At 42.2% G+C, this 12911-nt stretch carries 6 protein-coding genes and 1 pseudogene; 4 read left to right on the top strand and 3 right to left on the bottom strand.

Annotated features, from left to right (window positions below; genetic code table 11):
* Positions 1-6 precede the first annotated feature (6 nt).
* Complete coding sequence (gene infB / locus OWEHO_RS09540; protein WP_014202268.1) at positions 7-3036, top strand: translation initiation factor IF-2; 3030 nt, start codon at positions 7-9, stop codon at positions 3034-3036.
* A 193-nt stretch (positions 3037-3229) separates the two neighbouring features.
* A complete protein-coding gene (locus OWEHO_RS09535; RefSeq protein ID WP_014202267.1) occupies positions 3230-6481 on the top strand; it encodes a T9SS type A sorting domain-containing protein in 3252 nt (1083 codons plus the stop codon).
* A gap of 64 nt (positions 6482-6545) precedes the next feature.
* Here OWEHO_RS09535 and OWEHO_RS09530 read toward each other — a convergent pair.
* From OWEHO_RS09530 to OWEHO_RS17895, 3 genes and pseudogenes are all read right to left on the bottom strand, one after another.
* Positions 6546-7415: pseudogene (locus OWEHO_RS09530) on the bottom strand (IS3 family transposase); the annotation flags it as partial.
* Positions 7412-7837: a helix-turn-helix domain-containing protein gene (locus tag OWEHO_RS18635; protein ID WP_014201344.1), complete on the bottom strand. Its 426-nt coding sequence runs from the start codon at positions 7835-7837 to the stop codon at positions 7412-7414. The pseudogene OWEHO_RS09530 and the gene OWEHO_RS18635, both read right to left, overlap by 4 nt.
* Positions 7838-7933: 96 nt before the next feature.
* Positions 7934-8347 (bottom strand): SPOR domain-containing protein, encoded by a 414-nt coding sequence (locus tag OWEHO_RS17895; RefSeq protein ID WP_014202266.1) that lies wholly within the window; start codon positions 8345-8347, stop codon positions 7934-7936.
* Positions 8348-8520: 173 nt separating this feature from the next.
* Here OWEHO_RS17895 and OWEHO_RS09515 point away from each other — a divergent pair, with 173 nt between their 5' ends.
* Together OWEHO_RS09515 and OWEHO_RS09510 are read left to right on the top strand one after the other, a co-directional pair.
* Positions 8521-9744, top strand: coding sequence for a c-type cytochrome (locus tag OWEHO_RS09515; protein ID WP_014202265.1), 1224 nt, complete (start codon positions 8521-8523; stop codon positions 9742-9744).
* Positions 9732-12893 carry a TAT-variant-translocated molybdopterin oxidoreductase gene (locus OWEHO_RS09510; protein ID WP_223252680.1) on the top strand — a complete coding sequence of 1054 codons (3162 nt, stop codon included), beginning with the start codon at positions 9732-9734 and terminating at the stop codon, positions 12891-12893. Before OWEHO_RS09515 ends, OWEHO_RS09510 begins: the two co-directional genes overlap by 13 nt.
* Positions 12894-12911 lie beyond the last annotated feature (18 nt).

Here is a 12911-nt window from a genome sequence, read left to right as displayed (position 1 = left end):
GAATACATGGCAGAAAAGTCTTTGAGACTTAGTCAACTGGCGAAAGAGTGTAATACGGGTGTGGCAACCCTTATTGAATTCCTTCAGAGCAATGGAGTAGAAGAGAAGCTGCGTCCAACGTCAAGGATAGATGGTGAGTTTATCCAATTGGCATTGGATAAGTTCGCTCCGGATATGGCTAAAAAGGAACAATCTGAGAAGGTAAGCCAGCAGAAGAAAGAGGAGAAAGAGAAGCTTAAGGCTGAATTGGAGGGTAAGGATGAAGTATCCAAGCCAGCTAGTGAGGTTATCAAAGCGCGCTCTTCATTGAGTGGTCCTAAAATGGTGGGCAAGATTGATCTTGACAAACCAACTAAGACCGCTGAAGAGGTAGCGCCTGCACCTGAAGCTGAAAAGCCCGAAGCTAAGCCAGAGCCGGTAAAAGCTGAGGAGGTAAAGGAAGTTTCTGAAAAGGAAACTGTGGCTGAAACTCCCAAAGAGGTTGAAGCTCCAAAAGAGCAAAAAGAAGAGCCTAAGCAGGAATCGCCAAAGCCTGCCAAAGCGGATGAAAAGAAGGAAGAGGTAAAAGCTGCCGAAGAAAAGGTAGAAGAGCCAAAACCTGAAAAGAAAGAAGCGCCTAAGGCTGTCGAAGAAAAAGCAGCAGAAGAAAAAGTGGAGGCACCTAAAACCGAGGATAAACCCAAAGTAGAGGAAGCTAGAACTGAAAAGGCAGAGGTAAAAGAAGAGCCTAAAGCTAAAACTGAAGAAGAAAAGCCTAAAGCCGCTGAGGAAACTAAAGTTTCTGAGGAGGCAAAAGCTGATGCCTCAACTCCTGCAGGAAAAGTTACCGATGATGAGGGTAACGAGAGAACTGTAGACGCTCATAAAACACAATATACTAAGCTTAGTGGTCCCAAGTTTACTGGTGAGAAAGTTGATCTTTCAAAATTTGCAAAACCAAAGAAAAAGGTAGCAAGTAGCACTGATAAGAAAGGTGATAATAAGGCTAAGCCTAAACGTAAACGTATTCGTACTAATCCGGGTTCTGGAGCAGGTGGTCCTGGAGCTGGTGGTCAAAATAGACCAGGTCAGTTTAAGAAAGGAGGAAACCGCGGCCCAGGTGGAGGTCGTAGAAACGAACCTAAGCGCGAGCTGACGGAAGAAGAAGTACAAAAGCAAATTAAGGAGACCTTAGAGAAACTTACCGGTGGTGGTAAGAAATCTAAGTCGGCTAAGATGAGACGTGAAAAGCGTCAGGAAAGAAAAGAGCAAGATGCTCTTGATGAACTGCAACGCGAAGAGGATAGCAAGACAATTCAGGTAACGGAATTTGTTACTGTAAGTGAGCTTGCAAACATGATGGATGTTTCGGTAAACGAAATTATCTCAGCATGTATGTCTCTAGGTATGATGGTAACGATGAATCAACGTTTGGACGGGGAAACTCTACAAATTGTAGCTGAGGAGTTTGGTTACGGAGTTGAGTTTGTAAGTGCTGATGTGACTGAGGCTATTGAAGAAGAAGTTGATCAGGAAGAAGATCTTTCTCCTCGTGCGCCAATTGTTACAGTAATGGGACACGTTGATCATGGTAAAACATCTTTACTTGATTACGTTCGTAAGGCAAATGTTATTGCTGGTGAGTCCGGTGGTATTACCCAACATATCGGTGCATATTCTGTAGAGCTGGAGCAAGGAGGAATGATGACGTTCCTGGATACTCCGGGTCACGAAGCGTTTACCGCGATGCGTGCTCGTGGTGCTCAGGTTACTGATATTGCAATTATTGTGATTGCCGCTGATGATGATGTGATGCCTCAAACTAAGGAAGCTATTAGCCATGCTCAGGCGGCTGGTGTTCCTATTGTATTTGCAATCAACAAGATTGATCGCCCAGGTGCAAACCCCGAAAAAGTAAAAGAAACACTTGCCCAAATGAATCTTTTGGTTGAAGATTGGGGAGGTAAAATACAGTCTCAGGATATTTCTGCAAAAAGCGGACAAGGAGTAAATGAGCTTCTTGAAAAAGTATTGCTTGAGTCGGAGTTGTTAGATCTTAAGGCTAACCCGGATCGTAATGCGGCAGGTAGTGTTGTAGAGGCTTCTCTTGATAAAGGAAGAGGTTACTTATCTACAATCTTAGTTCAAAACGGGACACTTAAAATTGGAGATTATATTCTCGCTGGTCAATACAGTGGTAAGGTAAAAGCTATGCTCGATGAGCGCGGACACCGTGTGGAAGAAGCTGGTCCTGCCAGACCTGTGAGTGTTTTAGGTCTTGATGGTGCACCCCAAGCAGGTGACAAGTTCGTGGTAATGGATGATGAGCGTGAAGCAAAGTCTATTGCCAGCAAGCGTACACAGTTGCAGCGTGAACAAAGTGCTAGATCTCAGAAAAACCTTACCCTTGAGGAAATTGGTAGACGTTTGGCTATCGGTGACTTCCAGGAACTGAATGTGATTGTGAAAGGTGATGTTGATGGTTCTATTGAAGCATTGTCGGACTCTTTACAGAAATTGAGTACTGATGAAATTCAGGTAAACATTATACATAAAGCCGTTGGTCAGATTTCAGAATCTGATATTCTACTGGCCACAGCTTCTGATGCAATTATTGTTGGATTCCAGGTACGTCCTTCTGCAAGTGCACGTAAGTTGGCTGAGAAGGAGCAAGTGGATGTTCGTTTGTACTCTATCATCTATGATGCGATTAATGAAATCCGAGATGCAATGGAAGGAATGCTTTCTCCAGAAGTTAAGGAGAAGGTGGTTTGTAACATCGAAATCCGTGAAACCTTCAAGATTTCTAAAGTTGGAACTATTGCCGGATGTTACGTACTAGATGGTACTGTGACGAGGAATACCAAGGTTCGTGTAATTAGAGATGGTGTGGTTGTTTATACAGGAGTTCTTGGTTCGCTTAAGCGTTACAAGGATGATGTTAAAGAAGTAAGTAAAGGTTATGAATGTGGTCTAAACGTTCAAAACTTCAACGATATCAAAGTTGGCGACAACATCGAAGGATTTGAAGAAGTAGAAGTGAAGAAGACATTGTAATCTTTTTATATAATTAGTTTTTAGAAAGCCTCCATTTATGGGGGCTTTTTTCATTTGGGGTCAAATGCTAACTAATAAGTGGTAGTTGTATTTTAATAGTTGATGTGGTTATAGTGCTGAATAAGAGCTTATTTAATTAGTGAATAACCCTAATTTTCGCTAAATTCAAAGTCCTAATTTTAAACCTTAACTTATGAAAACACATTACCCAAGTGGGGTCGGTCTGGCCCCTCGATGGAAGCTGTGGAGAACAGCATCCCTAATTTTAATGATCTTTTTCCTGTTCGCGGGGAGCGCATCAGCTACTCATTACCGCTATGGTACTATTAGCTGGAAAAGAGTGCCGGGAGCTGCTCCTGGTACATGTGATATTGAGGTTACTGTTAAGCAGGCCTGGAGAACCAGTTTCCCTTGGGGGACAACGCCCGTTCTTGGCGGTACTGTTCTTACAACATCACTTACTACAACACCAATGTATGGAGGTCCAGGTGGAGTAGGTTTTCTTTCAATTGATTTAAAAGTAACTTCCATTAACCCTGTCGATGATTGGTTTTTTGGAGAATGGAAGGATACATTAACCCTTCCTTCAGATACTGCTCACTATATGCTAGCTTATGGGGGGTGTTGCAGGATAAGCTCATTGATAAATAATTCTGATGACGATTTTCGAAGTGAGTCTATTGTTACGCCTTGCAAAAAAGGCAATGATTCACCGGTAAGTACACAAATACCAATAGTTAAATTACCTAAGGGAGTGGCGGTAAATTCCTTTATGGTAGCCGCTACTGATCCAAATGTGGACCCTGTTTCTTATAGGTTGGGAACAACTGCCGAAGCTTCAGGAGTGGCCTTTGTGTCAAATCCGGTTGGGTTTTCCATTACATCTGGTGGGATGGCGAGTTTCAGCACGGTAGGTAAAGCCACAGGGGATTTGTATAATGCATTTGTGTATATAACGGATACAGCCGGTGCAAGTACAATGGCTGATTTTCTAATTGAGATTGTCGATTCTTCGGCAGCACCTATTTTCGACTATGCGATCACGCCATCTCCAGCCTCTTGTTTTGAAGTAAAACCGGGTGATACAGTTAAGTTTACCGTTAAGGCTTTTGATCCTGATGCGGGTGATTCTGTTTTTATTAGTGCCGTGGGTTTGCCAGCAGGGGCAGTCCTTGCACCTGCATTGCCAACTCCAGGTGGAAATCCAGATAGTGTTGTGTTTACTTGGTATCCAAGTACAGCAGATATTGGAACGACTGTAATTAGCTTCACAGCGGAAGATACCTCTGGTGTATCGACAAGTACATCGGTTTGTATTGTTGTGAGTCTTAAACCAATTTTTGCCGTACCCCCAACTCCACCAAAAGGGACACATATTACGGTATCTTGTGGCGATACAATAGATTTTGATGTTGAGGCCTATGATCCAGATCCTGCAGATTCAGTTCAAGTATTTAAGGTAGAAGGAAAGTCAATGGGAGGAGCTAAGATTCCGCTTTATCCTGGAGCTTCTTTTATGCCATTACCTACACCATGGGCCAATCCTACAACTGGGCATTTCCATTGGGTTGTGGATTCGGCAGATTGGGGGATGAAACACGTTTTCTTTACCGCGAAAGATGGTTTAGGGGAGGTAACAGAACATGAAGTACCAATCTTGGTAAATACCACACCTAAGTTTTTATCAATGCCAGACACATGTTTATATGTGGATAGTACCTATTGTTATGCGATAGAAGTATCTGATAAGGATACCGCCTATGGTGATAGTTTAGTCTTATTTGGTTTTGGGCTACCTGGATGGATGACTTTTATTGATAGTGGAAATGGTCGAGGTTCGCTATGTGGAACTCCAACCGCGGCAGATTTGGGCTTACATGCAATTTTACTTGAAGCGGATGATGTTTTTCACCACGACAATGGAACTGCTTTACAGGCGTATGTGATTACAGTTAAATCTGATAGCATTATCCCTCCAGATACTGGGTGTGTTGCTGTAGAAATACATTGTCCATCCGATAGTACTTGGGAGTTGAGTACAGAAAAGGGACCAAGTGATTGGGGTGGTGATTGGTTTGGAGCTACAAGCCTTCCACATGATAGCACATATACCCTAATGGCAATGGTTGGTCAACCATACCCCTGGGGAGGAATACCAGTTTTAGATAGTACAGAAGCTATCAAAGCAGACAATAATGTAAGCTTTTATAGGAAGAATATTACTCTAACTAGTACAGTTGATCTTAATGCAAGAATTAGAATGTATATGGATGATGGTGCAGAGGTATATGTTAATGGACACCTCCTAGTTCGTGAAGAAAATGTTGAGGCATCTAATTGGTCTGGTGTTCCACATGATGTGAGATATCATTCGGGTGGTGTTACAAATGGTTATGCAGGAAATCAAATGTTTGATTATGCCGTTGGAGTGTCTTTGGACACCATCTTTGTAGTAGGTGTGAATGAAGTTATAGTTGCCTTAAGGAACCTAAGAGGTGCTTCTAATAAAGGAGGGTTCTCGATGATGTTAGATGTTTGGGCCGATTGTCCCTCAATTCCTCCAGTTGCTGGAACTCCTGTTGATAGCTGTGTTTCTGACAGTAGCTGGATGAAGAGTACTGAAATAGGACCTGCAGGAGGGTATCCTTGGGAAGGTGTGCCATCACTACCTCATGATTCTACATTTACACTACCTGTGGAAATTGGTCAGCCTTATCCATGGTTCTCTATTTTGAGTGTTCCGGGTTCGTATGTTATCAAAGCACCTAGTTATACCACATTCTACCGTAAGGAATTTATATTGACAGATCATGTGGATGTAGATGCTCGTTTTAGAATGTACTTTGATGATAATGTTGAACTCTACATTAATGGTTATCTAATGGCAATAGAGGATGACATTGTTGGAACTACACATTTTACAGGTGCTTATCATGATGTTTTGTTCACTCCTGGAGGAGCTTCTATAAATGGTCACATGGGCGGAGATATGTTTGATGGAGTTTCCGCTGAAGATTTAGATGGTGTTCTGATCACAGGAACAAATGTTCTTACCATAGCACTGCGAAACAGAAAGCCTGCTGACAAAGGAGGATTCTCATTCCGCATGGATGTGACAAAAGGAGGTTCTACTGTTTTGGCCAAGAGTGGAGAGAATACATCTCGTCAATCACAGCCTGTTGCTGAAGACGACCACTTCCCAGTTCAGATTTATCCAAACCCAACAGCATCAAGTGTGATGGTGGCAATGCCTGCAATAGAAATGCACGCACAGGGTGAGCTTATACTGACGGATATGAATGGGAAAGTACTTTATACAAGGGATATTGCTCTTGGTGAAGTTTCTATTATGGAGTTGGATTTATCTGATTATGCAACTGGAGTTTATCTGTTGAAGGTAGAAGCAGGTGAGTATAGAGATGTTCAGAGAATTCTTAAGAAATAATTTAGAGTAACTTGTCCCGTCCTAAATAACCGATACAGGTTTTTATATAGATTAAACATAGTAATTAAACCTTGGTGAAGCTAGCTTCACCAAGGTTTTGTTTTTTATAGGATTTTATTTTGACCTGATCTTGTTTATGCATTTGTTCTGGAGTGTTCATTTGGCAGGAGAGGTGTGGCCTTTGTTTATTATAAATGCTTACACTGTCTTCCACCAAAGGCTTCATGATGTCTAGTTTATCGGCCTTTACTACTTCAATAAATTCTTGCTTTAAAATACCGTTTATACGTTCCGCTATGGCGTTGGCATATGGGTCATAAGACTCTGTCATGCTACAGGTTATTTTGGCTTTAGCCAGTTGTTTTTGGTAATCGGTGCTACAATATTGTAGGCCTCTGTCTGAGTGATGGATCAGAGGTTGGCTAGGGTATTTTCGATTTTTGATAGCTTGCTTTAAGGCAGATAGCGCACCATCCACACTCAAACTGTTTGATACATTGTAGCCTACTATCTTTTTTGAGTAGGCATCGGTAACTAGAGCCAGGTACATGGGGTTTTCTCGGGTACCCACATAAGTTATATCGGCCACCCAAAGCTGCTCTGGCCGGGTAATGGGTAAGTCTGCAATCACGTTTTTGTGTTTGCGGAACCTATGGTGTGAGTTGGTGGTAATATGGTATGATTTCTTGGGTTGTATTAACATGTGATTTGCTTTTAGAATGTGGAACAATTTATCGCGACCCACGCCCAGTGCTTGCAGCTCTGGCTGTAGCAAGTGGTAAAGTTTACGTGTGCCTAGCCGAGGCATGGACATGCGCTTTTCCTGCACGAGTGATACTACTTTTTGCGCACGTTGCTTTTTGGCTTCTTCGGCTTTAATGGCGCGATAATAAACTTGACGGCTATACCCGAACAATCTACAGGTAGCCGTTAGGCTTTCTTGGTAGTGTTCTTTGTATTGGTTGACTGTTCGGGTAAGGAGTTTTTTCTGATTGGAATATTGTACTCTTTCTCGGCTATATCTATCATCATATCAAAGATGATCGCCTTTTTGTCGGCTCGTTCTATTTGATGTTCCAGCTGCTTTTTCTGCTTTTCTAATAGCCGAACTTTTTGCTCTAGTTCCATCAGTTTTTGTTCTGGAGTTTTGGGCATTTGTATTGGAGTTTGATTTTCCCAATCAAAGTTACCATACTTTCTTAACCAACTCAGCACAGTACTGCGAGCCTGAATGCCATATTTTCGGACTGCTCCATGCTGACTTAACTCGCCCCGTTCTATTTCTTGGACAACTTGCAGCTTGAAGTTTAAGCTGTAATCTTTTTGTGTACGCTTTACGTAGCCATTGTCTTTCATAAGGTTACAAATTTGTGTAACGCTATTTCAGGACGTGACAACTTTTAAAAATGAGGCGCCCCGCAATGTTGCGGGGCGCCTTTTTATTATACTACACTACCTCTCAGAAATTAAGGGTGGTTTTATGTTAGTTTTTACCACCAATCCACTTCCAAGGCTTTCCTGTACTTCACTAAGAAACTTCTCTGCTTCTAAACGGGTACGAAAGTCTCCTGCTTGAATTTTGTATTCTGGAGCTTCATATAAGGTGTATATGGCTACCTTAGGAAACGCAGAAATGAATTCTGATCGCTTTTTTAAGGTCTCAGCTTTGTTTCCATTATATATCTGAACTCGAAACCCTGAGATTGAACCGTCCTTTTTATTTTGCTCCAAGTATTTACTTTGTAGTTCAGAAATCCCTTTTTCAGGAACAACCTGAAGATGGCCTTTGGAAGAATCCTGAGCTTGAGAATAGGATAAGGTGCAAAATGATATCAAAGAGAGTGTCGCGATTGTTTTTACCAACATGATTTATCTAATTAAAAAGCAAAGCTATAGCTTTTATTCAAGGGCTAGGAGGGGTGTTAATTTTATTTAGAACCATTATAAATTTAAAACCTTTACAACGGGGTATATTAAAAACGGCTTTATATACTAAATTTGCGCCCTTAGAACGACAGGCTATATTTAGGCAACAGATAATGAGAAAACGTTTTACTGACCGAATTTCGCACATATTTCTATCATTAATTTTAGTGCTAACTGCCACTTTTGCAACCGCTCAGGATGCTAAAGCTGGTAAGTCTCTATTTAATGCGAATTGTGCCGCTTGCCACAAGTTGGACAAGAAATTGATTGGGCCGGCACTTGCTGGAATCACCGAAAAAAGAGACGCTGAATGGCTTCATGCGTGGATTAAGGACAATGCTGCTCTAAGAGCTAGTGGCGATGCGGATGCAATTGCCATCTTTGAGGAGTACAACGGTTCTGTGATGACCGCTTTTCCTAATCTTTCTGATGAGGATATTGATAACATTCTTGCGTATACTGCAGAAGTGCCAGCTGCTCCTGTTGCTGGTCCGGCCACTGGGGCTGAGGCTGTAGTAGTGGAAGAGGACAACACCGTTTTCTTAATTGGCCTTGGGGCAGTTTTGTTGCTGCTTATCGTGCTTTTGGTTCGTGTGAAAAACACATTGAAGCAAGTAAAAGGTCAGCCTGCTACAAATCTGATGGAGGATGCGAATATTATTACTCGCACCGCTCTAAAGAATCCAAGAATCATGACTTTGATTACCATAGTAATTGCGGTAATCTTCCTTCAGCAATTGTTCTTAGCGCTTAATAAAGTGGGCGTTACTCAGGATTATCAGCCTGAGCAGCCGATTGCGTTTTCACACAAGCTTCACGCTGGAGATAATCAAATTGATTGTAATTATTGTCACTACGGTGCTCGTAAGAGTATGGAGTCTAATATTCCTTCGGCTAACGTGTGTATGAACTGTCACATGAATATTCAAGAAGGACCGACTACCGGAACTGAAGAAATTAGTAAAATATACGCAGCTGTAGGTTTTGATCCTGAAGCTGGGTCTTATATCGAAGGGTATGAGCAAAAGCCAATCAAATGGGTGCGTATTCATGATCTTCCAGACCTGTCTTACTTTAATCACTCTCAGCACGTAACTGCTGGTGGTTTGGATTGCCAAACTTGCCACGGTCCTGTTGAGGAAATGGAAGAAGTGTACCAGTACTCTCCACTTACGATGGGGTGGTGTGTGAATTGTCACCGCGAAACTAAAGTGAAGGTAGAGTCTAACGATTACTACACTGAGATGCATGAGAAGCTGAAAGAGAAGTACGGTAAAGATGCTAACATCACCGTAGAGATGATCGGAGGTTTGGAGTGTGGTAAATGTCACTATTAATAAAGAAAAATCTTTCCCCTACTATAATGGCTGAAAACAAGAAATACTGGAAAGGAATAGAGGAGTTGGTGGATTCTGAAGTTGTGAACAATGCTCGCAACAACGAATTTCCGGCTGAACTTGCTGCTGACGAATTTCTCGGTAACGAGGAAAAGTTAGGAGAATCTTCTACTTCAAGACGTGATTTCCTTAAGTATGTTGGATTTTCTACAGCTGCCGCTACTTTGGCTGCTTGCGAATCTCCAATTAGTGAGTCCATTCCTTACGTAGTAGCTCCTGAGGAAATTATTCCCGGAGAAGCTAATTACTACGCTACATCTTATTATGATGGACATGACTACGCTTCTGTATTGGTGAAAACCAGAGAAGGTCGTCCTATCAAAATTGAAAACAACAAACTTGCTCCTATTAATGGTGGTGCTAATGCTCGTGTGCACGCTTCTGTGCTAAACTTGTATGATGCAACTCGTGTGCAAGCTCCAATGATCGATGGTCAGGAAGCTAACTGGGGCGATGTTGATGGTGCTGTAAAGAAAGGTGTTGATGCTGCTAATGCTTCAGGAAAGCAGGTGGTGATGCTTACTTCTACAGTATTGAGCCCTACTGCTCAAAAATTGATCAACGAATTTGGCGCTAAGCAAGGCAACTTTAAGCATGTGCAGTATGATGGTTTTTCATACTCTGGGAAGCTTGATGCTTTAGCCGCAGCTACAGGAAAGAGAGCTTTGCCTATGTATAATTTCGCTAAGGCGGATGTGATTGTAGGTTTTGGTGCTGACTTCCTTGGAGATTGGATTGGTCAAGGTGTATCGGCAGATTATGCTTCTCGCAGAAAACCGGGCAAGAATATGTCTCGCCACATTCAGTTTGAAACAAACATGACGCTTACCGGTAGTAGTGCCGATAAGAGATATAAAATTAAGCCTTCACAAATTGGTGCTGCTCTTACTGCTCTTTATGCAGAGTTGGGTGGTTCAGTAAGTGGTGGTAAAACCTCACTTAGCGCAGAGATTAAAGCTGCTGCTAAAGAATTGAAAGCGGCTGGTAGAAATGGTCTTGTAGTATCAGGTACAAATGATGCTGATATCGAGGCAATGACTATCGCTATCAATAATCTTTTAGGTAATGGTGGCAACACTGTAGATTACTCTAAGAGAACTTATTTCCGCAAAGGAGATGATAAAGCAATGAACCAACTTATCGCTGATATGAATAGCGGTAATGTAGGTACGGTAATCATCGATAACCTAAATGTGGCGTACGTACTTAGCGGTAATGCTAAGCTTGCCAGCGGAATGGAGAAAGTAGCGACTAAGGTGTACATCTCTGAAAAAATGGACGAAACTGCTAAGCTTTGTAACATCGTTGCAGCTAAGCATAACAACTTAGAAAGTTGGGGTGATGCAATGCCTGCTGACGGAATGTACAGCATTATGCAGCCTACCATCCGTCCATTGTTTAAAACAAGACAAATGGAAGACTGTCTACTTAAGTGGAGTGGCAATTCTTCTTCTTATTATGACTATTTGACTTCTAATTGGAATACTGGAATTCTTGCAGGTTCTGATTGGAGTAAAGCTCTTCATGATGGTGCGTTGGTTTCTACTTCTAAAGTAGTGAACGAAGGAGCTGAAGGAGAGTCAAAAGGTTTTATCGCTAATCTTTTCGGTTCTTCTGATGAAGAAACTACTGAAACAACTGATGCTGGTTCTGTGAACATTTCATCTATTGCGGGTAGATTGAACAAAGGAGCCGATAGCGGTATGGAAATGGAATTTTACCAGATGACTGGTATGGGTATCGGAACCATCGCCAACAACCCTTGGCTATTGGAATTCCCGGATCCTGTAACCCGTGTAAGCTGGGATAACTTTGTGACTATGTCAGCTTCTGATGCAATTGCACTGGAAGTAAACAACTGGCATGTGTCCAACGGTGCCTTGAATGGTAATAAAGTAAACATTACTGTAAACGGAACCACCATTGAAAATGTACCTGTGTTTATTCAACCAGGACAAGCTCAAGGAACTCTTGGTTTTGCGGTAGGATACGGAAGATCGGGAGCTGGAAAAGCTGCTGACGGTGTTGGTCACAATGCTTTTGCATTGATGGCTAATGGGTCTCACGCTGCAGGTGTAGAGGTGAGCAAAGCAGAAGGCGAGCATGAGTTTGCTTGTATTCAGCTTGCGCACACCATGATGGGACGTAAGATTGTAAATGAAACCAATCTTGATACTTTCCTTAACGGAAACCCGGAGCAGTGGAATGAGAAGACCATTTTCCAAACTTTCAAAGGGCCACTTTCATCTGACGAAACAAATCTTTGGGATGACTTTGACCACGAAACTGGTCACATGTGGAACATGTCTATCGACATGAACCTGTGTAACGGTTGTGGTGCATGCGTTATCGCTTGTCATTCTGAAAATAACGTACCTGTGGTAGGTAAGGAAGAGATGCGTAAATCTCGTGATATGCACTGGTTGCGTATTGACCGCTACTACAGCAGTGATATGACTGAAGAAGTTGCTGACGAAGAAGGCGTAAGTGCTATCGATAAGTTTGCAGCAATGGAGCATCCATCAGAAAGTCCTGATGTATACTTCCAGCCTGTAATGTGTCAGCACTGTAACCACGCACCTTGCGAAACTGTATGTCCGGTAGCTGCTACCACTCACAGTTCTGAAGGTTTGAACCACATGACTTACAACCGTTGTATTGGTACTCGTTACTGTGCAAACAACTGTCCTTATAAGGTTCGTAGATTCAACTGGTTCCAGTATAACAATGGAAGCCAGGAGAAATTCAACGTGAACTATTCAATGAATGACGACCTAGGTCGTATGGTATTGAACCCTGATGTAACAGTACGTGCTCGAGGTGTAATGGAGAAATGTTCATTGTGCGTTCAGCGTATTCAGCTTGGTAAGCTAGAAGCTAAGAAAGCAGGTCGCCCTGTAAAGGATGGCGATGTGCAGGTAGCTTGCCAGGAGGCTTGTGATACCAATGCAATTTCATTCGGTGATGTGAATGATAAGAGCAGTCAAGTATTCAAGTTGAAGCAAGACCCAAGGATGTATCACTTACTTGAAGAAGTAGGTACACAGCCATCAGTATTTTATCAAACTAAGGTTAGAAACAGAGCTTAAAACAATATAAAGTAGACG

Source organism: Owenweeksia hongkongensis DSM 17368, from assembly GCF_000236705.1.
GTDB classification, from domain to species: Bacteria; Bacteroidota; Bacteroidia; order Flavobacteriales; family Schleiferiaceae; genus Owenweeksia; species Owenweeksia hongkongensis.
This window is presented reverse-complemented; position numbering and strand designations above follow the sequence as displayed.